A 24,161-nucleotide genomic window follows, 5' to 3' on the forward strand; every position below is an offset into this window, starting at 1 on the left:
CTCCTCATTCCAGTTCCAACAAGTCGGGAATCCAGTCGGCGGACTGGAACGTGTCGGTGACGGCCAGGGCCAGCCGCTCCCCCCAGGCGGTCGACGACCGGTCGGCCCCGACCACGATCTCCAGCGCGGACGGCACCTCCCACCCGAACAGCGCCGCCGGCCCGGGCGGATCCAGCGACGCCCAGAACTCGACCCACTCCCGCTGCGCCCCGACGGTGTCGCCCAGCACCTCGCGCCCCAGCCACGACGACCACGCGGCGGCGCGGGGGTCGGCGGGGTCGTCGTCGGGGCGGTCCCGCAGGGCGTCGAGAATGGACAGGTGCCGGTAACCGGGCGCTACGAACTCGGGCGACACGGGATCCCCGGCCACCACCCGCACCGCCAGATCATCCGGCGAGACCGCGGCACCGAGCGCCCGTACGTGCACCGCCGCGTCCACCGCCTGCGAGAGCGCACACTCGCGCAGCCGCTCGTCGAGCGCGTCCAGCTCGTCCCGCCGGGTGTCCCACAGCGGCGGCACCGGCCGCCCGGTCAGGTGGCCCACCACCGCCACCTCGGCCCAGAACGTCAGCCAGGGCCGGTCGTCGAGCAACCGCTGCGCCGTCCGCATGGCCCTCAAGGTGCAGGCGCCGGCCCGGCAGACCGCGCCGCACGTGGCGCTGCGCCGACCGATCACCGGGCCGGGGCCGGCCACCTCCGCGGGCATCGACTCGCGTGAGGTGCCGTCGGGCATGCGTACGAGAACCGGGTGGTCCATGCCGTCGGTGAAGAGCGCCGCCGTCCCGGGGGGCAGCGTCACCAGGTATTCCGACTGCCGTTCGGTCAGGTTGACGGTCGCGCCCACGGCCTGCCGGTCGTCCGCGGCGGGCAGGCGGTGCATGATCTTGACAGCGGTGTTCTTGAGGACGTCGGGAACGAGTTTGGCCGGGATCTGTTCGGCGATGACCAGACCTTCGCCGTACGCCCGGATCTCCGCCAGCAGCGCCGCGAACAGCTCGACCGCGTGGGCCGCCGGGCCGGGCTGGTCACGGCGCCGCAGCAGCCGGTGCGCCTCCTCGAAGACGCTCAGGTGCCGCAGCCCGGGGCCGCGCGGCGGGTTGACCCGCAGGTGCTCGGTGAGCTGGATCAGCAACCCGCCCATGAGGAACGCCTTGTCCTGGTCGTCCCCGACGTCCTCGATCTCGAAGACCACCTCGTGCCGCAGCATCGCGGCCAGGTCCAATGGGTGCCCGCCGTCGAAGAACCGGCCGGTCGTGCCCAGCCGCAGGCTGGAGAGCCGCACCCGGATGAAGCCGCGCACGTTGTCGGCGATCTCCTGGCCGTACCCGATCCGGTCCACCACCAGCTCGGCCGTCCGCTGCAGGTCGGCCAGGGTGGGATAGCGCGGCCGGTGCCCGGGCGTCCGGGGCTCGCTGAGCGTCAGGTCCCAGCCCAGCTCCTCGTAGCAGCGGGTCAGCGCCGAGCTGAGCACCTGCGGGAACGGCTCCTCGGCGGCGAACGCGGCCAGAAACAGCGACCGGGTCAGGTCGAGGTGCGTCTGCAGGGGGAATCCGTCCGCGGGGCGCAGCGGGTTGAAGCCGGCCGGGGGCGCGTCCGGGTCACCGGGCCGCACGGTGATGACCCGGCCGGGCCCGAGCCGGGCCGCCATCCGCCGGTACTCCGCCTTGGCCGGCTCGACCACCAGCCACGGCAGCTCCTGCCGGGACGCGCTTTCGAGCAGATGCCGTACGGTCTGGGACTTGCCCGCCCCGGTTGCCCCACAGATGAACGTGTGCCGGTTGAGGCTGTCCCGGGGCACCTCGAACGGCCCGGCCGCGCGGCCCGACCGGTCCAGCACCGTGCCGGCGTTCAGCGACCCGGGGCCGCCCGCGGTCTCGGGGGTCACGTCGAACTCGGGGCGGGTCGCGAACCGCAGCCCGGGAACCTCCTCGGACGGGGTCACGGCGAGCGAAGCCACCAGCGGCGACCCGGCCAGCGTGGGCGGCTCGCCGTCGAGCACCTTGTCGAGCTCGCCGAGCACGCCGGTGGGGGCCAGCGCGTACGGCTGGGAACCGAGGTCGGCCGACGCGCAGAGCAGCCCGGCCACCGCCGCCGCGGCTTCCGGCGACTCACCGCCGGCCAGCAGGCGCACCCGCCACATCCCGGTCGAGCGGCCCTGCTGCAGTTCGCGGTGCCGGGCCCGCTGGCGGGCGGCGGCGACGGCCTGTTCGGGTGACTGGGCCCGGGTCTGCGCCCGGCGTTCCTCGGCCGCGACGGCCCGGGCCGCTTCCAGGGTCTCGGCCACGGGCACGGGTTCGGCCAGCACGAACCAGGCGAACCCGGCCGGCCATACGTGCAGCAGGCCCTCGTCCAGACTGGACCGCGGTTCGTTGTCGCGCGGCGTCTCCTCGGCCAGCAGGCCGTCGGTGAGCACGGTCAGACGGGTCCAGCACGGCATCGACCCCAGATCCTCGACAAGCTTTCCCGGCCCGTACGGGCACCCGACCGCGCCCGGCGGCAACGAGAGCGCCCGGCCGTCGCTGATGCCGCCGGACACGAACACCTCGATCGGCTCCCCGGCCGCGCGCCGATGCCAGCCCAGCAGCACAGCCTTGCCACCGTGGTAGGCGGACACGATCGCCGCCAGCCGCAGCCCCCGGCCGGGGTCGCCGCGCGCGGGCCGGCGCGGCAGCTCGAGAACGCGGACCGCGGGCAGGTGGCCGATCATTGCGGGCGGCCGGACCTGATCACCGGGGACCGGTCGAACGGCTGGGCCGGCGCGGGCACCACCGCCTCCTCCGGGTCGGGCAACGGCATCGGCCCGGCCGGCTGCATCGAGACCCGCGGGAGCATGACGATCGCCGGGTCGACCTCCACGGCCTGCACCACGGTCTCCTGGTTCTGCTCCTTGACCAGCACCATCGCGTACTCGGGGAGTTCCTGCAGCACGCGTGGCTCCACGGTGTACTCGTGGACGCGCTGCACCGAGGACGCGTCGTTCCAGTTGGTGCTGCGGGCGGTCGAGAGGGTCTGACTCCAGGTCCGGGTGCGGCTCCAGTTCTTTCCGTACGACCGTCCACGCCCCCGCTTGCCGTAACTCATCCCGCCCGAACCGCCCTCGGCCCGGCTCTGCCCACTGGTGTCGGCCATCGTGTGCGTGTCGTTGCCGCCCAGCGTGCGGGTGAGCTGGCTGAGCACGAACTTGTGGCCCTTGCCGATGTACTCGGCGGCCTGGCCGGCCTCGTGGTGGTTGCCGAGCCGCATGAACGCCACCTCGCCCCCGCCGATGGTGTGCAGCGCCTCGGCCCGCAGGTGACTGAAGAACAACACCAGCCGTACGCCGTGCCGCTCGCACAGCGTGCTCAGGCGCTCGATGGCCCGGTGGTGCACCTCGTCGGCGCCCAGCAGCACCAGCGAGCCCATCGGCTGCGAGTCGCGCCGCACCAGCCGGGTCAGCCACTGCACCAGCAGGTCCTTGAACAGGTCGTTCTGCGCGTCCCCGCCCTCGCCGTCGGCGATCAGGCAGGTCAGGTCGGCCGTGCCGGCGCCACCCTCGGCCCGGCTGCCCATGGTCTCGAGCGGGTGCAGGAACGCCTCGATGCGCCGCATCTGGGTGTAGAGCCGGCGGCGGTTCTCGTCGGGTTGCAGGTCGAGCAGCCGTTCACTCTCCTGAGGGGTCAGCCCGTCGGGGTCCGGGCGGTCGGTGAGCACCCGCAGCGCGGCCAGCAGGCGGGTCAGCGTGATCCGCCCGTCCAGCGCGGTGACGATCTCGCGCAGCACCAGGGCGTCCTGGGAACGGTCGGCCCGACCGGCGCCCTGCGCGTCGCCGTGCATCGCCTCGACCAGGCAGTCGACCAGTTCACCGGGGGTGAGCCCGGCCAGCAGGTCGAACTCGGCCAGTTCGGTCGGCAGCCGCAGCCGCCGTACGGACCGCCGGGTGGCCGTGGCGAGCTGGATCAGCTCCTCGCAGACGGTGTCGCCGGTGAAGTCGACCAGCGTCATCGGGCCCCGCGTGACCAGCAGGGATCCGCCGTGGACGGTGAGAACCGCCTCCCATCCGTACGTCGTCCCGCCGATGATGTCGATACGCCGGTCACCAGGGGACGGGGTCGCCGCGGACCACTCGTTCATCGCGTCCAGCGTCGCCTGCTGCTGCCGTTCGTGGTCGTCGCGCCGCTGCTTCCACGCCTCCTCGGCGGCGGCGTGCGCGGCCAGGTTCCCGGTCTCGGCCACGGTGATCGCCCGCCGGGCCAGATGCGGTCCCAGACCGGCCAGGATCGCACCGACGACTCCGGCCACCAGGGCGAGTTGCGCAAGGGTCACGAAAGAGGGATCTATTTCTTTTCGACCGCCCGTGTCGGGGGCCTGGATCATGCCGAGGCAATAGATCAGAAAAGCCAGGGCCAGACCGGCCTGAATGGCATTCCGCCGTCTCTTCTTCTTCCGTGCGGCCGATCGTTCGAGCAGCTCGTAGAGGTCCGGTGACACCGGCTCCAGCTGGGGTGGCGGTTCGGTGAAGCGACGCCGGTAGAGCTGGCGATCGGTGTAGATCCAGCCCATCCGCTCGCCGGTGGTGGCGAGCAGGACGAACGGGATCTCGTGCGGCGCGACGGTCATCGGAAAGCCCGGCTTTCAGCGGCAGGGGTGATTGCCGACAGTCAAGCAACCGGCTCTTAGCGTTGGAAAGGCAAGTAATTCGGGCGTGTACATTTCCGGGATGTCATCGCCGGCACAATGACCGATCGACGAGTGGGGGCGGACGAATGAAGTGGATGCTGCTGACGTTCGGCCTGCTCGTTCTGGCTGCCGTCGGCACCGTCGCCTGGCAGTGGAGCGAGACCCGGTGGGCCGGGCAATATCTGCTGGGCCGCCGCAACACCCGGGGCGGGGAGCCGCTGCGGCCCCGCTGCCTGCCGTGCCTGGGCACCGGCCGCCTCGGACCGGAGCCGGAACGCACGCTCAACGTTCGCGGGGCCGGTTTCGAGGACAGGGCGGGCCCGGCCGCCGTCTGCCCGCGATGCCGGGGAACGGGAACAGCGCCGGACCCGCGGTGAGCAGGCCCGGCGCTGTCCGGAGAACTCAGGCGCCGCGCAGGGTGGCGCCGAAGCGGGACGAGACCGCGGCCACGGCGGCGTCGCGCGCGGCCAGGGTCTCCTCGGTGGTGAGGGTGCGGTCGGCGGCCCGGAACGTCAGCTTGTAGGCCAGCGACTTCTTGCCCTCGCCGAGCTGCTCCGACTCGTACAGGTCGAACAGCGACACCGACTCGAGCAGCTCGCCCGCCCCCGTGGCCAGCACCGCCGAGACGTCGGCGGCGGGCACGGACGCGTCGACGATCAGGGCCACGTCGATCAGGGCCGGCGGGAACGACGAGATCGCCGGGGCCTGGGTGACCGGCGGCAGCGGCAGCGCGTCCAGGTCGAGCTCGGCCACGCTGGTGCGCTTGGGCAGCTCGAACGCGGACACGACGGCCGGGTGCAGCTCACCCGCGTGGCCGACGACCGTGCCGTCGACCGAGATCGCGGCGCAGCGGCCCGGGTGCCAGGGGGCGAGTTCGGCCGCGGCCACCGAGATCCGCTCGTCGGCGACACCGGCCGCGGACAGCGCGATCCGGACCGCCTCGACCGCGTCGGCCCAGGAAGCCGCGCGGCCCGCACCCCACCAGCCGGCGGGTTCGATCTCGCCGGCCAGCGCGACCGCGAGGTGCCACGGCTGGAACGGCACGATCTCGTTGGCGGCGGCCCACTCGGCGTCGGTCGGGCGCCGGTCGACGCCCATGGCCGGCGGGGCGGTCTGGGCCAGAGTCGGCAGGAACACCGTCCCCATCTCGAACAGCGCCACGTCCCGCTTGCCCCGGCCCAGGTTGCGCTTGAGCGTGCCGAGCAGCGGGGGCAGCAACGACGTACGCAGCAGCGGCTCCTGCTCGCTGAGCGGGTTGGTGAGCCGTACGGCACTGCGCCGCGGGTCGTCGGCCGGATAGCCGAGCTGGTCGGCCGCGGCGGGCGCCACGAACGGGTAGGACAGCACCTCGACGTAGCCGTTCTCGGCCATCGCCCGGCCCACCGTGCGGCGGCGCCGCTGCGGGGCGGTGAATCCGCTGCCTCCACGGGCGGGCGGCAGGAGCGAGGGGATGTCGTTGTAGCCGCCGAGCCGGGCGACCTCCTCGACCAGGTCGATCGGGGCCAGCAGGTCGGGCCGCCACGACGGCGGGGTGACCTCGAGCGGCCCGGCGCCCTTGACCTGGCAGCCGACCCGGCCGAGCAGCGTTTCCACCTGTGCCGTGTCGTAGGCCAGGCCGATCCGCCGGGCGGGCAGGGCCGGGTCGAGCGTGATCGTCGCCGGGGCGACGACGTGGTCGAGGTCGAGCACCCGCTCGTCGACCGTGCCGCCGGCGTGCTCGGTGAGGATCTCGACGGCGCGCTCCAGCGCGACCAGGGTCAGCTGCGGGTCGACGCCGCGCTCCCAGCGCTTGGCGGCCTCGCTGAACAGCTTGTGGCGGCGGGCCGTGCGGCCGACCATCACCGGGTCCCAGTGGGCGGCCTCGAGCAGCACGTCGACCGTCTCGGGCTGCCACTCGCTGGTCTCGCCGCCCATCACCGCGGCCAGCGAGATCGGGCCGGTGTCGTCGCAGATCACCATGTCTTCGGCGTCGAGCACGCGGGCCACACCGTCGAGCGTGGTCAGCTTCTCGCCGGGCCGGGCGCGGCGCACGATCAGGCCGCCGTCGAGCCGGTTGAGGTCGAAGACGTGCATGGGCTGGCCCAGTTCGAGCATCAGGTAGTTCGTGATGTCGACGGGCAGCGAGATCGTACGGATGCCGGCCGCGACCAGGCGCTGCTGCATCCACACGGGCGAGGGCGCGTGGGGGTCGATGCCACGCACGACCCGGGCCGAGAACCGGTCACAGCCGACGGTGTCTTCGAGCTTGACCTCGTACGGGGGTTCCGCCGTGCCGCCCTTCGACGGCCGCGCCGCCGGATCGGTGTAGGCCGCGTCGAAGGCGTACGAAAGCTCGCGGGCCAGGCCCCGCAGGCTCATCTCGTACCCGCGGTCGGGGGTGATCTCGACCTCGACCAGCACGTCGGCCAGCCCCACCACGGGCCGCGCGTCGTCGCCCGGCTTGGCCGCGCCTTCGCCCAGCACGATGATGCCGTCATGATCACCGCTCAGACCCAGTTCGGCCGCCGAGCAGATCATGCCGTTCGAGTTCTTCCCGTACGTCTTCCGAGCGCCGATCTTGAATCCGCCGGGCAGCTCGCCACCGGGCAGGATGACCGCCACCAGGTCGCCCTCGGCGAAGTTGCGCGCACCGCAGACGATCTCCTGCGGCTCGGCGTTGCCGACGTCGACGGTGGTGAAGCGGATGGGCTTCTTGAAGCCGGTCAGTTCCTCGATGGTCAGCACCCGGCCCACGACGAGGTCGCCCTTGACGGTGGCGGCCTGGTCGACGATCGACTCGACCTCCATGCCCAGGTTGGTCAGCGCCTCGTCCAGCTGCTCGGCGGTGAGGCCGGCGGGCAGTTCGACGAACTCCCGCAGCCACGACAGTGACGTCTTCATGCTCGCTCAGACCTCCATTCCGAAGTTGGCGGTGAACCGGACGTCGCCCTCGACCATGTCGCGCATGTCGCTGACGCCGTTGCGGAACATCAGGGTGCGCTCGACGCCCATGCCGAACGCGAAGCCCGAGTAACGCTCCGGGTCGATGCCGGCGGCGACCAGCACCTTGGGGTTGACCATGCCGCAGCCGCCCCACTCGACCCAGCGGGGGCCGTCGCGGTGCTGCGCGAACCACACGTCGAACTCGGCGCTCGGTTCCGTGAACGGGAAGTAGTGCGGGCGCCACCGCGTGCGGGCGTCGGCCCCGAACATCGCCTTCGCGAAGTGGTCGAGGGTGCCGCGCAGGTGGGCCATGGTGATGCCCTCGTCGACGACCAGGCCCTCGATCTGGTGGAACACCGGCGAGTGGGTGGCGTCGAGCTCGTCCGAGCGGTAGGCCCGGCCCGGGCTGACCACATAGATCGGTGGCTGCCGGGTCAGCATCGAGCGCACCTGGCCGGGCGAGGTGTGCGTGCGCATCACGAGGCCGGGCAGGTCGACGTAGAACGTGTCCATCGACCCGCGTACGGCGTTGTCCGGCCCGATGTTGAGCGCGTCGAAGTTGGCCCACTCGAGTTCGAGCTCGGGCCCCTCGACGATGTCGTAGCCCATGCCCGCGAACAGGTCACCCATGTGCTCCATGAGCGTGGTCAGCGGGTGGCGCGCCCCCCGGGGACGGCGGTCCCACGGGAGCGTGACGTCGACGCGTTCCTCGACGAGCACCCGGGCCGCGCGCTCGATCTCGAGTTCTTCGAGCCGGGAGTCGTACGCACCCTGAACGGACTGCCGGGCCAGATTGACCCGCTTGCCGGCGTCGGACTTCGCGGCCGGCGGCAGCGAGCCGATCTCGCGGCGGGCCAGCGACACCGGGGAACGGTCACCGAGGTGCGCGGACTTCAGCGCAGCCAGCTCGTCCAGATCGGACGCGGCGTCGAACGCTTTGCGCGCCTCGTCGACGGCGCTTTCGAGAGCGGCCGGATCGAGCAGGGCGGCCTGCTTCGGATCGTACGGATCGTTGCGGTAGGACATGGTCGGGCTAACTCCCTCACACCTTTTCAGCCATCGGGCAGTGTACGGAGGCACGGCTGAGCCGCAGCCCGCCGGTCAGGGAGTCTTGGGTGTGTCAGACCCGCGGCCCGCGACCAGCGGGCCGGCTAAAGAGCATCGTCAGGGTCGCCACGCGCTCAGCATATCGCGTCATCGTTCCCGGCTGGCGACGGTGATGCCGGCGTGGGCGGGGATGGGTGAGTCCATGGCGGTCAGGGCAACCCCGGCCGCCTCCAGGGGGATCACCGAGCCGACCAGGCGGCCCGGGTCGAGGCGGCCCCGGGCGACCAGGTCGAGCATGGGCGGGTAGTCGGCGGCGGCCATGCCGTGAGAGCCGACCACGGTCAGTTCGCGGGCCACGACCAGGTCCCAGGGCAGCGGGGCCCGGGCGTCGTTGCCGAGCATCAGGCCTACCTGCACGTGGCGGCCTCCACGGCGCAGGGCGCGCACCGAAGCCTCGGCGGTGGCGGCCGAACCGTAGGCGTCGATCGCGATGTCGGCCTCCTCGGTGATCTCGTGGACGATCACGGCGCCGAGGGCGGCTGCCATCGAGTTGGCCGCGGGGGACGGGTCCACGGCCAGCACGCGCATCTTCAGGGCGGTCGCGATCAGGACGGCCGACAACCCCACGCCGCCGCAGCCGTAGACGGCGACCACGGCGTCATCCCGTACGGGACCATGGCCGGTCAGCGCCCGGAAAGCCGTCGCGAACCGGCAGCCCAGGGCCGCGGCCTGCACGAAGCCGACGCTGTCGGGCAGCCGGACCAGGTTGGTGTCGGCGGCCCGCACCACGACCCGTTCGGCGAACGAGCCGGCGTGGGTGAAACCGGGCTGGGTCTGGTCGGGGCAGATCTGGGCGCGGCCCTCGGCACAGAACCCGCACACGCCACAGCCGTTCACGAAGGGCGCGGTGACCCGGTCGCCCAGGGTGAAGCCGCGTACGGTCGGGCCGACGGCCACCACCTCGCCCGCGAACTCGTGGCCGGGAACGTGGGGCAACGGCACCGGGTCGTGGCCGCGCCAGGCGTGCCAGTCGGAGCGGCAGATGCCGGTCGCGCGCACCTCGATCACGGCCCCGTCGGGCGGGCAGATGGGTTCGGGCACCTCGGCGACGCGCGGCGCCGCCCCGACGGCCTCGTAGACGATGGCCCGCATCAGCGCTGGGCCCTTGCCGACGCGTAGAGGCACACGGCGGCGGCCGCGGCCAGGTTCAGGCTCTCGGCGCCGCCATAGATCGGCACGCGCACGCGCCGGTCGGCCGCCTCGAGCAGCTCGTCGGGCAGGCCGTGGGCCTCGGAGCCGAACAGCCAGGCCGTGGGTTCGCGCAGAACGCCGTCGTCGGCCAGGGTGTCCAGGTCGTCCGCGCCGTAGCCGCTGGTGGCGAGCACCCGCAGGCCGGCCTCGCGCAGGGGCGTCACAACGTCCAGAGGGGTTCGCACCACATCTACATGAAACAACGAGCCCGCCGATGCGCGGACGCATTTGCCGTTGTACGGGTCGACGGCGTCCCCGGCGAAGATCACCGCACCCGCCCCGGCGGCGTCGGCCGTGCGCAGCACCGTGCCCGCATTGCCGGGGTCGCGGATCTCGGCCGCCACCGCCACCAGCCGAGGCCGTTTGGCCAGGGCTTCCTTGAGCGGCACGTCCACCTGCTCACACACGGCAACCAGACCCTGCGGCTGCACGGTCTCGGCCAGCGACGCCAGCGCGTCGTCGTCCACCTCGGTGAAATGGGCCGACAGGTCGCCATACCGGGACATCGCCTCGGCCGTCGCGAACAACTCCAGCACGACGCCCGCCGCCAGCGCTTCCCGCACCGCTTGCGGCCCTTCGGCCAGGAAGCGCCCGGTCTGGTCGCGATCCCGGCGCCGCTGAAGTTTCCGCGCGGCAGCAACCCGAGGCGTACGAGCCGTAAACGTCATAACCATCCAAGTCGCGGGGGCGGGTTTGCTTTGGGTTTGAGCGTGACCACTCACGCACGCCGCCGGGGTGGGTTTCGCGTTCTGGACGCGCCAGCGGCCAGCGAAGCACGCCCCGGTCCCCGCGGGAGCGACGGTCCGTACGCCCCACCCAGCCGGGACATCATGATTTTGATCTGACTCCTGATACGCCAGCAGGCGCCTCCCAAGCCGATCGGGAGACGCCTGCGGGAAGTGTTACTTACGCAGCCTGCTTGGCGGCGCCACCGGTGCCTTCGGCCGCGACCGCAGCCTTGGCAACCTCGACGATCGCCGCGAACGCAGCGGCATCGTTGACAGCAAGATCAGCCAGGATCTTCCGGTCGACCTCGATCTCGGCCAGGCGAAGACCCTGGATGAGACGGTTGTAGGTCAGGCCGTTGGCCCGGGCGCCCGCGTTGATACGCGTGATCCACAGCTGGCGGAAGTCGCCCTTGCGGTCACGACGGTCGCGGTACGAGTACTGCATCGAGTGCAGCACCTGCTCCTTGGCCTTGCGGTAAAGGCGGGAGCGCTGACCGCGGTATCCGCTGGCGGTCTCCAGCAACGTGCGACGCTTCTTCTGGGCGTTGACTGCCCGCTTGACGCGTGCCATTTCGGTACTCCTAACAGGGGAACGTGTGTGGCGCGCGCGTCAGCGGCCCAGCAGCTTCTTAACTCGCGGGATGTCAGCCTTGTCGACGACGACCGTGCCGGTCATCCGCCGGGTGACGTGCGAGGACTTGCCCTCGAGCAGGTGGCGCTTGCCGGTCTTCTCGCGGACGATCTTGCCCGAACCGGTGACCTTCACCCGCTTGCCGGTACCGGTGTGGGGCTTGAACTTAGGCACTTCGAGCCTCTTTCTGATCTTTCCGCACGACAGGGGGCCCGTTGCGGCCCCCTACGTGCGGAAAAGCTGTCTACTCTGCGGTCGGTTCGGCGGCCGCCGGCGCTTCTGCCGGTGCTTCACCCTCGCGCGGCTCACGCCCCGGCTTGGTCGCCACGGCAGCCACGGCTGCGGCCTTGGTCGCCCGGTGCGGGGCGAGAACCATGATCATGTTTCGGCCGTCCTGCTTCGGACTGGCCTCCACGAAACCGAGCTCCGAGATCTCTTCACTGAGCCGGCGCAGGAGCCGGAAACCCAGCTCGGGGCGGCTCTGCTCGCGACCGCGGAACATGATCGTCACCTTGACCTTGTCGCCCGCCTTGAGGAACCGCACCACGTGACCCTTTTTGGTCTCGTAGTCGTGCGGGTCGATCTTCGGACGGAGCTTCATTTCCTTGATGACGGTCTGCTGCTGGTTGCGCCGCGCTTCGCGTGCCTTCAGTGCGCTCTCGTACTTGAACTTGCCGAAGTCCATGAGCTTGCACACCGGCGGCCGCGCCATGGGAGCAACCTCGACCAGGTCCAGATCGACGTCCGCGGCCAGCTGGAGAGCGCGCTCGAGCGGGACGATGCCCACCTGCTCACCCTCGGGGCCGACCAGTCGGACCTCACGAGCCCGGATCTGTTCGTTAACGCGTGGTTCGACGCTGATGGGGCCTCCTCAGAACGGTTACATATGCCAATGTCGGTCGGCCCCGTCGCCCCATTTATCAGGGCCGGGAAAGCAGAAGACCCTGGACTGCATCTTCGGAAAGACGCATGCCAGGGCCCGCTCGACCGGTCATCGGCGCCCATGAGGACGCTCCCCGGGCCTCGGTTATTCCCCGAGACCCAGGTGACCGGACCCGGCCCTCAAGGAAAGGGCGGCGGGTGGGAACCAGCGGGCTCCTCTTTCGCGCCTGGCTCTTGCGAGCAGGCGTGGTCGACGACGTCTAGCCTACCAGGTGCCTCTTGTCACGCCTCAACGGCCGCCGAGTGCAGCTTTCGCAGAGTGCGCACGCCCTCGACGGCGTAGTCCTTGTCGGCCGCCTGCAGCGCGTGGATCGACACCTGCTCCTCGTCGTGCAGCTCGAGCTGGGCCCACGGCGAGTTGCGGTCGAAGCGCACCGCCCGCACCACCGACCAGGGCAGTTCGTAACCGCCGACGACGTTGCGGATGGTGATCTTCTCTTCGTCGGCGATCACCCGCGGCCGCAGGAAGGCCAGCACGCCGAGCCCGATCAGCACACCCAGCCCGATCATGGCGGCCTGGTCGCCGCGCTGGAACGAGCCCGAGTTGTCGAAGCCGGCCGAGCCCTTGAGCCCGAAGCTGAGCACGGTGAACAGCACCATGACGGCCGCCGCGATCGGGATCGCGACCACGCGGATCTTCTTGGGGCGATAGATGACGCTCATCTTCACAACCTGCAATTCGCGATGTCGGTCACCAGGATAGCCCGGGCGCCCAGCTCGTAGAGCTCGTCCATCACGCGGTGCACGTCCTTGCGGGGCACCATCGCCTGCACGGCCACCCAGCCCTCGCGGTGCAACGGCGAGACGGTGGGCGACTCGATGCCGGGGGTGAGCGCGCCGGCGCTGTCGAGCAGATCGGCCCGTACGTCGTAGGCCAGCATCACGTAGGAGCGCGCGACCAGCACACCCTGCAGGCGGCGGATCAGCTGGGAGACGCCGGCCGGGGCGGATCCCTCAGCCGGGCCGATCATGATCGCCGACGAGCGCAGCAGCGGCTCGCCGAGCGTCACCAGGCCGGCCTGGCGCAGCGTGGCGCCGGTCTCGACCACGTCGGCGATGAGGTCGGCGACGCCGAGGCGGACGGCATTTTCGACCGCGCCGTCGAGCCGGACGACCTCGGCCTTGAGGTCGTGCTCGGCCAGGTAGCGCTCGACCACGCCGGGGTAGGCGGTGGCGATGCGCTTGCCGCCGATCTCGTCGGCCGAGCTCAGCGCGCCGTCGGGGGCGGCCCAGCGGAAGGTCGCGCCGCCGAAGTTCAGGTCGAGCATCTCGGTGGCCGGGACGCCGGAGTCGACCAGCAGGTCGCGGCCGGTGATGCCGAGGTCGAGGTCGCCCGAGCCGACGTAGGTGGCGATGTCACGGGGCCGCAGGTAGAAGAACTCGACGTTGTTCGCCTCGTCGCGGCAGATCAGGTCTTTGGGGTCGGTGCGCTGGCGGTAACCCGCGTCGCGCAGCATCTGGGACGCGGGCTGGGACAGGGTCCCCTTGTTGGGAACGGCGATGCGCAGCATGACGGACGTGCTCCTTCTCTTGGTCTTCACGAGAGGCGAGGTGGCACGTCACAGATGTCGATACACGTCCTTCAGCTCGAGCCCGGTCGCGATCATCAGGACCTGGGCCTGGTAGAGCAGCTGGGAGATCTCCTCGGCGGCCCGCTCGGGGCCCTCGTGCTCGGCGGCCATCCAGGATTCGGCCGCCTCTTCGACGACCTTCTTCCCGATGAAGTGGACTCCGCGCTCCAGGGCGGCGACGGTGCCGGAACCCGGGGTCCCCTCCGCCGCTTTCGCCTGAAGCTCGGCGAACAGCTCTTCGAACGTCTTCACGCGGCCATTTTGCCAACTCGTCACGGGATGGCGACGAACGGCCCCAGCAGGTGAGACGTGCCCTAGGCTCCCGGACATGGTCAGCCGATTCACCCTTCTCACCACCGGCGGCGCCGTCCTCGCGCTCGCCGCCCTCGCGGGCTGCTCGCCCGTCGAGGAGAACGCCGCCCCCACCGCGTCGGCCAGTGCCTCCGCCGACGTTTGCCCTGCTGGCGCCCTTGTTACCCGCACCGCGGGCAAGTTGACGATCGGCACCGACAACCCGGCCTACGAGCCGTGGTTCTCCGACAACGACCCGAAGAACGGCAAGGGCTTCGAGTCGGCCGTCGCCTACCAGGTCGCGCAGCGTCTGGGCTATTCGCCGGACAACGTGATCTGGACCTCTGTGACGTTCAACAACGCCATCGCGCCGGGTCCGAAGACCTTCGACTTCGACATCAACCAGTTCTCCGTCACGCCCGAACGGCGGAACGCGGTGGACTTCTCGTCGCCCTACTACCTCGTACGGCAGACGGTGATCACCACCAAGGGCTCGAAGATCGCGAATGCCAAGACGCTGGCCGAGCTCAAGGGCGCCAAGCTCGGCGCCCAGGTCGGCACGACCAGCTACCAGGCCCTGACCGACCTGATCAAGCCCAGCAGCCAGCCGTCGGTGTTCAACAACAACGACGACGCCAAGGCGGCGCTGGTCAACGGCACGGTCGACGGCATCGTGGTCGACCTGCCGACCGCGTTCTACATGACCGCGGCCGAGCTCGACAACGGCGTCATCGTCGGTCAGCTTCCGCAGGTGGGCGTGCCCGAGCAGTTCGGTCTCGTGCTCGACAAGGGCTCGGCCCTGACCAGCTGCGTCAGCACGGCCGTCGACCAGCTGCGACAGGACGGCACGCTCGCGGTGCTCGAGAAGACCTGGCTGGCCGACACGGGCGGGGCCCCCGAACTCCAGTGAGCTCCGACACCACCCCACGGCCTCACCAGCCGAGCACGGTCCAGCGGGAGCGGATCGCCTATCGCCGCAAGCGGGCGATCCGTTCCACGCTGCTCGCCGCCCTGTCGACCGCCGTGGTCGGGCTGCTGCTCTATCTCGGCGTCACCGGCTCGCCGGGCTGGGAGCGGGTCAAGGCGTCGTTCTTCGACTGGGACATCGCCGTCAAGGCGCTGACCGGCCGGGACAACTACCCCTCGATCCTCTCCGGGCTGTGGCTGAACATCCGGCTGATGGTGATCTGCACGGCCTGCGCGCTGGCGCTCGGGCTGCTCATCGCGATCCTGCGCACCCTGCGGGGGCCGGTCACTTTTCCCGTACGGGCGTTGGCCACGACCTACACGTACTCGTTCCGCGGCCTCCCGCTGATCATCGTGATCTACCTGTTCGCGTTTGGCATCCCGGGTCTGCGGTTGCAGGGCACGCCGAGCGTCACCGTGCTCGGGGCGGCGGCGATCGTGGTCACGTACGGGGCGTACCTGGCCGAGGTGTTCCGGGCCGGCATCGAGTCGGTGCACCCCAGTCAGGTGGCGGCGGCCCGCTCGCTCGGGCTGAGCTATCGCCGCACCATGCGCCACGTGGTGCTGCCCCAGGCCATCCGGCGGGTCACGCCGCCGCTGCTCAACGACACGGTGGCCCTGCAGAAGGACGTCGGCCTGATCTCGCTGGCCGGCCCCATCGACGCGATCCGGGCCGCGCAGATCAACCAGGCCGGCACGGCGAACTTCACCCCGTACGTGGTCGCGGGTGTGCTCTTCGTCCTGCTGGCGCTGCCGCTGATCGGGGTCACCGACTGGGTGACGCTACGGGCCGCCCGGCGGCAGAACGCGGGTAACTGATGCTTCTTTCGTGCACCGACGTCCGCAAGACGTTCGGCCCCAACGTGGTGCTCGACAACCTCTCGCTCGACGTGGACGAGCACGAGGTGGTCGCGCTGATCGGCGCTTCCGGTTCGGGCAAGTCGACCCTGCTGCGCTGCGTCAACCTGCTCACCGAGATCGACGACGGCGTGGTCCGGCTGGACGGCGAGGACATCACCGATCCGCGGGTCGACGCCGACCTCGTACGGCAGAAGATCGGTCTGGTCTTCCAGAGCTACAACCTGTTCCCGCACATGACCGTCCTGGACAACATCACGCTGGCGCCCGTACGGGTCCACAAGCGGCCCGTGCCGGAGGCGCGTTCCCAGGCGATGGAGTGGCTTGACCGGGTCGGCCTCGCCGACAAGTCGGGCAGCTATCCGGATCGTCTGTCCGGTGGTCAGCAGCAGCGCGTCGCGATCGTGCGGGCACTGGTCAACAGCCCGCGGCTCCTGCTGCTGGACGAGGTCACCTCGGCGCTCGACCCCGAACTGGTGGGCGAGGTGCTCACGATGATCCGCGAGCTCAAGGGCGAGGGGATGACGATGGTGCTGGCCACGCACGAGATGGGCTTCGCCCGTCAGGTGGCCGACCGGGTCGCGTTCCTCGACAGCGGACGCGTGCTCGAACAGGGGCCGCCCGAGCAGGTGCTGGGCGAGCCGGTCGAGGCGCGGACCCGGCAGTTCCTGGCCCGCATCATCGAGGCCGGCCGCCTCTGACCGCCGTAATGGTCTGGCGCATCGACACCGCTGCATGACATCGTGCAACGGCGGGCACGGGGGTGAACCGCCGAAATACGGGGAGGCGGCCCTCTGCCCTGGGAGAGGACCGTTATGCGCCGAATTCTGGCTTTCTCCGGCCTTCTGGCCGCTCTCGTCACCGGATCCCTGCTGATCGCGCCGGCCGCCAACGCCGCCACCGGCCCGTCGTCGACCCGGATCGACTCGGTCGACCGGCGTCAGCAGGGTGACCGGGTTCTGGTGAACCTGAGCTACAACTGCCCGGCCGGGGCGAGGATCCAGCTCGTCGTGACCGTCACCGCGGCCAACGGCGACCGCATCGCGCAGGGCACCCGGCAGAAGCGGGCCGACTGCACGGGCGACTGGGCCGCCACCGAGCTGCGGGTCGACCGTGATCTCGCGGGCGCTCTGTTCATCGTCGGGCAGGCCACCGCGCGTACGGTGCGCACGGTCTGCGACGACACCAGCTGCGAGACCATCCCGTTCGACGAAGCCATCCGGATCAGCTGAGGCAGGTCACTGTGCGCCGACGTATCGCTCTTGCTTCCGTCCTGTCCGCCTTCGCCTTCGCCTCCATCGGCGCGGCACCGGCCTATGCCGCTGCCGACGCCACCATCGACGTCATGTGGGCCTTCCGAGTCGCCCGCGGCGCGGCCGTCGACGTGTCGTACGGGATCACCTGCCCGGCCGGCTACCAGGCGACCGTGACCGTCTCGCTCGACCAGGTCCGCAAGGACGGCCTTCGGGCCAGCGGCACCGTGACCGAGCAGCTGACCTGCGCCGGCACCGGCGTGCTGGAGATGGGCCGGGTCACCGCGAGCGTCACCGGGGCCCCGTTCCAGGCCGGCAAGGCGACCCTGGCCATCCTGGCGACCGGCTGCGACGACCAGGACTGCTTCGCCGTGCCGGTCAACCAGGACATCCACGTGCAGAACTAGTTACGGCTTGGCCAGCTCCCGGAGGGCAAGGGCCGCGTCGAGCACGGCCACCGTGCTCTGCCAGCCCTTGTCCTCCACCGAGTCTTCCAGGCCGGCACGGTCACGGGCCTGGCCCAGGCTCATCACGGTCAGCACGCCGTGCGCGACCGGGGTCTGCTCGTCGAGCGCGACCCGGGTCAGACCGGCGGTGACGGCGTCACAGACGTACTTGAAATGGTCGGTCTCGCCCTTGATGACCACGCCCAGCGCCACCACCGCGTCGCACTTGCGGGCCAGGGCCTGCGCCACGACCGGCAACTCGACCGAGCCCGCCACCCGCATCACCACCACGTCCTCGACGCCGCACTCCTGCGCTGCCGCCCGCGCCCGCTCGATCATGTGATCAACCAGGTCGGAGTGCCAGCGCGAGCCGACGATCCCGAGCCGCAGCCCGGCCGCGTCGACCGTCTCCAAATGCGGATCACCGAAGCCGGCCATAAGTCCCCCTCGTTTGGTTCATCCTCGCCCTGAACGGCGGGAAAAATCAGCCCAATGCCTCGAACAAGTGCCCCATGCGATCCCGCTTGGTCCGCAGGTAACGCACGTTCTCGGGGTGCAGCCGCACCGGCAGCGCCTCGCGGCCGGTGATGGTCAGCCCGTAGCCCTCGAGCCCGGCCCGCTTGGCCGGATTGTTGGTGAGCAGCCGCATCGAGCGCACACCCAGGTCGTAGAGGATCTGCGCACCGGTGCCGTAGTCGCGGGCGTCGGCCGGCAGCCCCAGTTCGAGGTTGGCGTCGACCGTGTCGAACCCGCGGTCCTGCAGTTGGTAGGCCTGCAGCTTGTGCAGCAAGCCGATCCCCCGGCCCTCGTGCCCGCGCATGTAGAGCACCACGCCCCGGCCGGCCGCGGCCACCCGTTCGAGGGCGGCGTCGAGCTGGGGGCCGCAGTCGCAGCGCTGCGAGCCGAACACGTCGCCGGTGAGGCACTCCGAGTGGACGCGGACCAGCACGTCCTCGCCGTCGCCGAGTTCGCCGTAGACCAGGGCGACGTGCTCGCTGTCGTCGGTCAGCGACCGGTAGCCGACCGCCGTGAACAGGCCCTGCTCGGTGGGCAGCCGGGTCTCGACCACCCGCTCGACCTGGGTCTCGCGGTGCCGCCGGTAGGCGATCAGCTCGGTGATGCTGATCAGGGCGAGGTCGTGCTCGACGGCGAACTTCTCGAGGTCGGGGCGGCGCTGCATGGTGCCGTCGTCGTTGACCATTTCGCACAGCACGCCCGCCGGACGCAGCCCGGCCAGCACGGACAGGTCGATGGCGGCCTCGGTGTGGCCGGGGCGGCGCAGCACCCCGCCCGGCTTGGCCCGCAGCGGCACGACGTGGCCGGGGCGCGACAGGTCCGACGGCTTGGTCTCCTCCGAGGCCAGCAGGCGGATGGTGCGGGCCCGGTCGGCGGCCGAGATGCCGGTGGAGACACCCTCGCGGGCGTCGACGGTCACGGCGTACGCGGTGCCGCGCGCGTCCTGGTTGGTGTGGAACATCGGCGGGAGGTCGAGACGGTCGGCCTCGTCCTCGGTGATCGGCACGCAGATGTAACCCGACGTGTAGCGCACCATGAACGCGACCAGCTCCGGCGTGGCCTTCTCGGCCGCGAAGATCAGGTCACCCTCGTTCTCGCGGTCCTCGTTGTCGACCACGATCACCGGGCGTCCCGCCGCGATGTCCGCGATCGCGCGCTCGACCTGCTCAAACATTGCGGCCTCCCAGCATCTTCTCCACGTACTTGGCGATCACGTCGACCTCGAGGTTCACCGGTTCACCCGGCTGCTTGCTGCCGAGCACGGTCAGCTTGGACGTCGTGGGGATCATCCCGATGCTGAACGTCTCGTCGTCGACGGCCATGACGGTCAGCGAGACCCCGTCGACGGTGATCGAGCCCTTCTCGACCACGTACTTCGCGAGCTCGACCGGGAGCGAGAACCGCACGACCTCCCAGTCGGCGGCCGGCTCGCGGGCGATGACCCGCGCGACGCCGTCCACGTGGCCCTGCACCAGGTGGCCGCCGAGGCGGCTGCCCAGCGCGGCCGCCCGCTCCAGGTTGACCTGGCTGCCCACCTCGAGCGCGCCCAGCGAGGAGCGGCGCAGCGTCTCGCCCATCACGTCGGCGGTGAACACGCCGTCGACGTTGTCGATCACGGTGAGACAGACGCCGTTGACCGAGATCGAGTCGCCGTGCCGCGCGTCCCCGGTGACCAGCGGACCCTTGATCTTGATGACCGCGGAGTCGCCTCCCTGGTCGTCGAGGCGTACGACCTCGCCCAGCTCTTCGACGATGCCCGTGAACATCCGGTCTCCTTCTTGGGCTTTTTGTCCTCTTTGACGGGATTCTCGCATCAGCCCTCCTTCTGCCGGAGGGCCGCGGTGAAGCGCAGGTCGGGGCCGATCTGCGCGATGTCCTTGAGGTCGAGCTCGATGGCGTCGCCGATCGTGGCCACGCCCGCGTCGACCAGGGCGGCCTTGCCCGCGCCGAGCAGCTTGGGCGCCACATAGCCGATGACCTGGTCGACCAGGCCGGCCTCGAGGAAGGCGCCGGCCAGCGTGGGGCCACCCTCGAGCAGCACCGAGCGGATGCCGCGGCCGAACAGCGCGGCCAGCAGCGCGTTCAGGTCGACGCGGCCGTCCGGGCCGGCGCCGAGCTCGCGCCGGGTGGCGATCCAGGTGGGTGCGGCGGCGTCCTTCACTCGCGCTTTTTCCGGCGTACGCCCGTCGGAGTCGACGACCACGCGGAGCGGCTGCTTGATCGCGAGGGTGCCGTCCTTGAGGTCGCGGACGGTGAGCTGGGGATCGTCGGCGATGACGGTGCCGACACCGGCCACGATCGCGTCCACGGTGCCGCGCAGCACGTGCACGTCCGAGCGGGCGGGCGCCGAGGTGATCCACTGACTGGTGCCGTCGGCGGCAGCCGAGCGACCGTCCAGGGTGGCGGCGAACTTCCAGGTCACGTACGGGCGGCCGCGGCGCACGGCGGTCAGCCAGGCGATGTTGCCCTCGGTCGCTTCCAGACGGCGTACGCCGGTCTCGACCTGAACCCCGGCGGCGCGCATCGTGACCGAACCGCCGGCTGCGACCGGTGTCGGGTCGTCGACCGCGATCACGACCCGCCGGATGCCCGCGTTGATCAGGGCCTGGCTGCAGGGGCCGGTGCGTCCGGTGTGGTTGCAGGGTTCCAGGGTGACGATCGCGGTGCCGCCGCGGGCGCGGTTGCCGGCCTGGGCGAGCGCGACGATCTCGGCGTGCGGGCCGCCGGCGTAGGCGTGGAAGCCCTCGCCGACGATCTCGCCGTCGCCGTCCAGCAGGATGCAGCCGACCACCGGGTTGGGGCTGGTCGTGCCGAGTCCGCGGGCGGCCAGCGCGATCGCGCGGCGCATCGCCTCGTCCTCGGTCACCATCGGTGTGGTCCTCTCACAGCGCGGTTCGGTTCACGCGCTGTGACACTGAGGGAGAAAACGCCGGGAATCGGGCACGAGGGTACGCTTCGCGCACCCCGGCCGTGAGCTGATTTCACGCAGCCCAGGGTCCGATTCCGCGCGCTGTCTCCCATCCGGACTGTCTGACCGGGCCTTGTCGCCCCGATCAACCGTCGGCCCCGGATTTTCACCAGGTCCACCGTCCGTCGTGAGGAACGACGTCCGGGTCGCGGGCTTACCGATCAGTTGATCGGATCACCGCCGGTTCGGAATTTCACCGAGTCCCGCCAGCGCGTGGTGGGTCACCCCCGAGTTTGACACGACAACCAGTTTTTGCCACCCCAAGGGCGAGCCATCTCACATCCGCCCGCGCTCGCGGCCCGCTCACCAGCACTTTCGTCAGGCGCTCGCACGCGCGGGCTCCACCGCCGCGCCGCCGCCCACCGCCGCGCCGCCGCCCACCGCCGCGCCGCCGCCGCGCCGTGGGTCAGGCGTCGACGTCCTCCGCGCGGCGACGGTCGATCGCCACGTATGAGCCGGGCTGCGACTTGGCCACCTTCTTCATCTCCGACGCCACGGCGATCACCACGCGCGGGTCGGTGAAACGGCGCCCGTCGGCCTTCGCCTCGGCCACGCCGATCGACAGCGTCACCAGGGCGGCGCGGTTCTTGTTGCCCCGGCGGTCGGGGACCTCGATGTAGCCACGTTCGGCGTCGCGGGCGTCGTACAGCTGGTCGGCCGCCTGCTCGAAATCGGTCACGGTGCGCTTGGTGAGCGGCAGCACCTGGTCGGGCGCGCAGATGAAGACGAAGTCGTCGCCACCGATGTGGCCCAGGAAGATCGACGGCGGCTGCACCGTGGTCACCGCCCGGTGCAGGCAACGGGCCAGCGCGGTGATGAACTCGTCGCCGCGGTCGAAGCCGTACACGTCGTTGACGCTCTTGAACCGGTCGACGTCGATGTAGCCCACCGAGTATTCGCCGCCGGCCTTCATGCGGTCGGCGATCTCGCGCCGCACCCGCGCGTTGCCGGGCAGACCGGTCAGCGGCGAGACCTCGCGGAACTCCTTGTTGCGCCGCAGCGTCGACGACACCCGCGCGATCAGTTCCGCCGTGTCGAACGGCTTGACCAGATAGTCGTCGACACCGGCGGTCAGGCCCACCACCTTGTCGACGGTCATGCTCTTGGCGGTCAGCATGATCACCGGGAGGGCCGAGGTCAGCGGCTCGGCGCGCAGCCGTCGGGTCAGCTCGACCCCGTCCATGCGCGGCATCATCCAGTCGACCACGGCCAGGTCGGGCCGCTTGTCGTTCATCACCTCGAGCGCGTGCTCACCGTCGCGGGCGCGGATCACCTCGTACCCGTGGACCTTGAGGTTGAACTCGACGAAACTGGCGATGTCCTGGTCGTCGTCGACCACCAGGATCAGATCGGGACGGTCCTCGGGCTCGGGACCGAGCTCCTCCGGCTTGGGATCAGCGACCCCTGTGCTCATCCGACTCCTCCAGCGAGGGCGCGCAGCTTGCGAATGGCCTCGGCGGGATTCTGCGCACCGTAGACCGCCGTGCCGGCCACAAAGGCATCGGCGCCCGCCTCTGCCGCCTGCTCAATTGTGTCCGCTGCGATGCCGCCGTCCACCTCCAGCCGCACTTCGAGATTGTCGGCGGTGATGCGGCGCCGCACCGCACGCACCTTGTCGAGGGTCTCGGGCAGGAACTTCTGACCGCCGAAGCCCGCCTTGATCGTCATGATCAGCACAGTGTCCACATGGGGCAGAAGATCGAGATAGGGCTCGACCGAGGTGTCGCGGTCGATCGCCAGACCGGCCTTCGCACCGGCCGCACGCAGGGTCTTCGCCAGCGCGACGGGGTCGTCGGTGGCCTCGGCGTGGAAGGTGACGTTGTAGGCCCCGGCCTCGGCGTAACCCGGCGCCCAGCGCTCGGGGTCCGTGATCATCAGGTGCACGTCGAACGGGATGCTGGTCGCCTTGCGCAGACTCTGCACCACCGGCAACCCGATTGTCAGATTGGGCACGAAGTGGTTGTCCATGACATCAACGTGCACCCAGTCGGCCGCACCCTCGATGGCGTGCACCTCTTCGGCGAGGCGGGCGAAATCGGCGGCGAGGATGCTGGGGGCGATGATCTGTGATGGCTCCACGGGAGGAAGTCTATGGCCTCCGGGACGGGCGCTCCGCACCCTGTGGATAACCCGCCGCGCACCCTCCGTCCGCCCGGCCCACCCGATAGAGTGACGACCCTTCGGGCGGACATGGGCGGAGATAACTATGCGGAGGTGGGCGGCCGGGCTGGCCGGGGCCCTCGTGCTCGCGCTCGCCGGTTGCGCCGACCTGCCCGAGGGTGTCGACGGCGACCTGACGAACGCGTGGTCCGCACCGCCCGCGGCCCGGCAGTTCCGTCCCGCGCTCGCCGCCTGCCACCCCGACCTGGTCGAGGACGGCACGATCGAGGACTATTCGCCGGTCGCCTGCACCGGCCCCCATCTCGCCGAGACGGCCGCTATAGCCGACCTGCCGCGGAACACCAGCGCCGACGCCGGTGAGGCCCGCGCCTTCCGCGAGTGCTCGAAGCGGGTCAACGGTTTCCTGGGCGGTGACTGGCGTACGGGCTGGCTGATCCTCCAGCCCGTGCTCCCGGGCAAGGCGGCCTGGCAGGGCGGGGCCCGCTGGTTCCGCTGCGACCTGGTCGAGACCTCACCGGTCGACGGCGAACTGGTGCGACGCTCGGGCAGCCTCGGAGGATCGCTCGCGGGCGCCGGAAAGATGCGTATGACCTGCGCGAACCCCAAGGTCACGGGAGACCGGGTGACCGAGATGCACCCGGTGGCGTGCGCGTCGAAGCACACGGCCGAGTTCGCCGGCCTCTTCGAGAGCAAGCGCGCGACGGTGGCCGAGCTGACCTCGGGCGAACTCGAGAAGGGCTGCGACGCGACGATCGCCCGGTTCGCCGGCCTCCCGAACGACGGGACCGTGCGCAACCGCGTGGGCTGGCTCGGCTTCCCGCCGGACGGAACTTCGTGGAAGCTGGGCGACCGCGCGGTGCGCTGCTTCCTGTGGCTCAACGGCGAGCGGATGACCGGCACCTACAAGAACGCCGGCCCCCGCAAGCTGAAGATCCACTACATCTACCGCTAGCCGCTCACGGGGCACAGTCAAAAACGCATTCCCTCGTACGCC

At 70.7% G+C, this 24,161-nt stretch carries 25 protein-coding genes and 1 riboswitch; of the genes, 7 read left to right on the forward strand and 18 right to left on the reverse strand.

Annotation, left to right across the window (positions count from 1 at the left end):
- Positions 1 to 4 precede the first annotated feature (4 nt).
- Together JIG36_RS48350 and JIG36_RS48355 are read right to left on the reverse strand one after the other, a co-directional pair.
- The gene (locus tag JIG36_RS48350) at positions 5 to 2,707 is read right to left on the reverse strand and encodes an ATP-binding protein (RefSeq protein WP_203383690.1); all 2,703 of its coding nucleotides are present in this window, start codon (positions 2,705 to 2,707) and stop codon (positions 5 to 7) included.
- Complete coding sequence (locus JIG36_RS48355; RefSeq protein ID WP_203383691.1) at positions 2,704 to 4,596, reverse strand: hypothetical protein; 1,893 nt, start codon at positions 4,594 to 4,596, stop codon at positions 2,704 to 2,706. The genes JIG36_RS48350 and JIG36_RS48355 overlap by 4 nt, the downstream gene beginning before the upstream one ends.
- 146 nt (positions 4,597 to 4,742) lie before the next feature.
- Between JIG36_RS48355 and JIG36_RS48360 the strand changes: the two genes are divergently transcribed.
- On the forward strand, positions 4,743 to 5,033 hold the full coding sequence (locus tag JIG36_RS48360; protein WP_203383692.1) for a hypothetical protein: 291 nt from the start codon (positions 4,743 to 4,745) through the stop codon (positions 5,031 to 5,033).
- A 25-nt stretch (positions 5,034 to 5,058) separates the two neighbouring features.
- On the opposite strand, the gene pheT is transcribed toward JIG36_RS48360, so the two are convergent.
- From pheT to JIG36_RS48410, 10 genes are all read right to left on the reverse strand, one after another.
- Positions 5,059 to 7,536, reverse strand: coding sequence for a phenylalanine--tRNA ligase subunit beta (gene pheT / locus JIG36_RS48365; protein WP_203383693.1), 2,478 nt, complete (start codon positions 7,534 to 7,536; stop codon positions 5,059 to 5,061).
- 6 nt (positions 7,537 to 7,542) lie between these two features.
- The gene (pheS, locus tag JIG36_RS48370) at positions 7,543 to 8,604 is read right to left on the reverse strand and encodes a phenylalanine--tRNA ligase subunit alpha (protein ID WP_203383694.1); all 1,062 of its coding nucleotides are present in this window, start codon (positions 8,602 to 8,604) and stop codon (positions 7,543 to 7,545) included.
- 168 nt (positions 8,605 to 8,772) lie between these two features.
- Positions 8,773 to 9,777 (reverse strand): alcohol dehydrogenase catalytic domain-containing protein, encoded by a 1,005-nt coding sequence (locus JIG36_RS48375; RefSeq protein ID WP_203383695.1) that lies wholly within the window; start codon positions 9,775 to 9,777, stop codon positions 8,773 to 8,775.
- Positions 9,777 to 10,544: a TrmH family RNA methyltransferase gene (locus JIG36_RS48380; protein ID WP_203383696.1), complete on the reverse strand. Its 768-nt coding sequence runs from the start codon at positions 10,542 to 10,544 to the stop codon at positions 9,777 to 9,779. The genes JIG36_RS48375 and JIG36_RS48380 overlap by 1 nt, the downstream gene beginning before the upstream one ends.
- A gap of 238 nt (positions 10,545 to 10,782) precedes the next feature.
- Positions 10,783 to 11,175: a 50S ribosomal protein L20 gene (gene rplT, locus JIG36_RS48385; protein ID WP_203383697.1), complete on the reverse strand. Its 393-nt coding sequence runs from the start codon at positions 11,173 to 11,175 to the stop codon at positions 10,783 to 10,785.
- Positions 11,176 to 11,214: 39 nt separating this feature from the next.
- A complete protein-coding gene (gene rpmI / locus JIG36_RS48390; protein ID WP_203383698.1) occupies positions 11,215 to 11,409 on the reverse strand; it encodes a 50S ribosomal protein L35 in 195 nt (64 codons plus the stop codon).
- 70 nt (positions 11,410 to 11,479) lie between these two features.
- Positions 11,480 to 12,097: a translation initiation factor IF-3 gene (gene infC / locus JIG36_RS48395; RefSeq protein ID WP_203383721.1), complete on the reverse strand. Its 618-nt coding sequence runs from the start codon at positions 12,095 to 12,097 to the stop codon at positions 11,480 to 11,482.
- A 302-nt stretch (positions 12,098 to 12,399) separates the two neighbouring features.
- Positions 12,400 to 12,840 (reverse strand): PH domain-containing protein, encoded by a 441-nt coding sequence (locus JIG36_RS48400; protein ID WP_203383699.1) that lies wholly within the window; start codon positions 12,838 to 12,840, stop codon positions 12,400 to 12,402.
- A gap of 2 nt (positions 12,841 to 12,842) precedes the next feature.
- Positions 12,843 to 13,688, reverse strand: a complete 846-nt coding sequence (gene hisG, locus JIG36_RS48405; protein WP_203383700.1) for an ATP phosphoribosyltransferase — start codon at positions 13,686 to 13,688, stop codon at positions 12,843 to 12,845.
- A 48-nt stretch (positions 13,689 to 13,736) separates the two neighbouring features.
- The gene (locus JIG36_RS48410; RefSeq protein WP_133875635.1) at positions 13,737 to 14,000 is read right to left on the reverse strand and encodes a phosphoribosyl-ATP diphosphatase; all 264 of its coding nucleotides are present in this window, start codon (positions 13,998 to 14,000) and stop codon (positions 13,737 to 13,739) included.
- Between the two features lie 76 nt (positions 14,001 to 14,076).
- On the opposite strand from JIG36_RS48410, the gene JIG36_RS48415 reads away from it, so the two are divergent.
- From JIG36_RS48415 to JIG36_RS48435, 5 genes are all read left to right on the forward strand, one after another.
- Entirely contained in the window at positions 14,077 to 14,949 is an 873-nt protein-coding gene (locus JIG36_RS48415; RefSeq protein ID WP_203383701.1) for an ABC transporter substrate-binding protein, read from the forward strand.
- A complete protein-coding gene (locus tag JIG36_RS48420) occupies positions 14,946 to 15,824 on the forward strand; it encodes an amino acid ABC transporter permease (protein WP_203383702.1) in 879 nt (292 codons plus the stop codon). Before JIG36_RS48415 ends, JIG36_RS48420 begins: the two co-directional genes overlap by 4 nt.
- Positions 15,824 to 16,564 (forward strand): amino acid ABC transporter ATP-binding protein, encoded by a 741-nt coding sequence (locus tag JIG36_RS48425; protein ID WP_203383703.1) that lies wholly within the window; start codon positions 15,824 to 15,826, stop codon positions 16,562 to 16,564. The genes JIG36_RS48420 and JIG36_RS48425 overlap by 1 nt, the downstream gene beginning before the upstream one ends.
- A gap of 114 nt (positions 16,565 to 16,678) precedes the next feature.
- Positions 16,679 to 17,095: a hypothetical protein gene (locus JIG36_RS48430; RefSeq protein ID WP_203383704.1), complete on the forward strand. Its 417-nt coding sequence runs from the start codon at positions 16,679 to 16,681 to the stop codon at positions 17,093 to 17,095.
- A gap of 11 nt (positions 17,096 to 17,106) precedes the next feature.
- Positions 17,107 to 17,523 (forward strand): hypothetical protein, encoded by a 417-nt coding sequence (locus JIG36_RS48435; protein WP_203383705.1) that lies wholly within the window; start codon positions 17,107 to 17,109, stop codon positions 17,521 to 17,523.
- On the opposite strand, the gene ribH is transcribed toward JIG36_RS48435, so the two are convergent.
- The 6 genes from ribH to rpe form a co-directional block, all read right to left on the reverse strand.
- Positions 17,524 to 18,000, reverse strand: coding sequence for a 6,7-dimethyl-8-ribityllumazine synthase (ribH, locus tag JIG36_RS48440; RefSeq protein WP_203383706.1), 477 nt, complete (start codon positions 17,998 to 18,000; stop codon positions 17,524 to 17,526). It abuts the gene before it with no gap.
- Positions 18,001 to 18,046: 46 nt separating this feature from the next.
- Positions 18,047 to 19,252 (reverse strand): bifunctional 3,4-dihydroxy-2-butanone-4-phosphate synthase/GTP cyclohydrolase II, encoded by a 1,206-nt coding sequence (locus JIG36_RS48445; RefSeq protein ID WP_203383707.1) that lies wholly within the window; start codon positions 19,250 to 19,252, stop codon positions 18,047 to 18,049.
- Positions 19,245 to 19,844 carry a riboflavin synthase gene (locus JIG36_RS48450; protein ID WP_203383708.1) on the reverse strand — a complete coding sequence of 200 codons (600 nt, stop codon included), beginning with the start codon at positions 19,842 to 19,844 and terminating at the stop codon, positions 19,245 to 19,247. Before JIG36_RS48450 ends, JIG36_RS48445 begins: the two co-directional genes overlap by 8 nt.
- 47 nt (positions 19,845 to 19,891) lie before the next feature.
- Positions 19,892 to 20,947 carry a bifunctional diaminohydroxyphosphoribosylaminopyrimidine deaminase/5-amino-6-(5-phosphoribosylamino)uracil reductase RibD gene (ribD, locus tag JIG36_RS48455; protein WP_203383709.1) on the reverse strand — a complete coding sequence of 352 codons (1,056 nt, stop codon included), beginning with the start codon at positions 20,945 to 20,947 and terminating at the stop codon, positions 19,892 to 19,894.
- 136 nt (positions 20,948 to 21,083) lie between these two features.
- A riboswitch (FMN riboswitch) is annotated at positions 21,084 to 21,261 on the reverse strand.
- Positions 21,262 to 21,452: 191 nt separating this feature from the next.
- A complete protein-coding gene (locus tag JIG36_RS48460) occupies positions 21,453 to 22,460 on the reverse strand; it encodes a GGDEF domain-containing response regulator (protein ID WP_203383710.1) in 1,008 nt (335 codons plus the stop codon).
- A complete protein-coding gene (gene rpe / locus JIG36_RS48465) occupies positions 22,457 to 23,125 on the reverse strand; it encodes a ribulose-phosphate 3-epimerase (protein WP_203383711.1) in 669 nt (222 codons plus the stop codon). The genes JIG36_RS48460 and rpe overlap by 4 nt, the downstream gene beginning before the upstream one ends.
- A 127-nt stretch (positions 23,126 to 23,252) precedes the next feature.
- Between rpe and JIG36_RS48470 the strand changes: the two genes are divergently transcribed.
- The gene (locus JIG36_RS48470; RefSeq protein WP_203383712.1) at positions 23,253 to 24,119 is read left to right on the forward strand and encodes a septum formation family protein; all 867 of its coding nucleotides are present in this window, start codon (positions 23,253 to 23,255) and stop codon (positions 24,117 to 24,119) included.
- The last annotated feature ends 42 nt before the right edge of the window (positions 24,120 to 24,161 follow it).

The sequence above is a fragment of the Paractinoplanes ovalisporus genome, assembly GCF_016834655.1.
GTDB lineage: Bacteria > Actinomycetota > Actinomycetes > Mycobacteriales > Micromonosporaceae > Actinoplanes > Actinoplanes ovalisporus.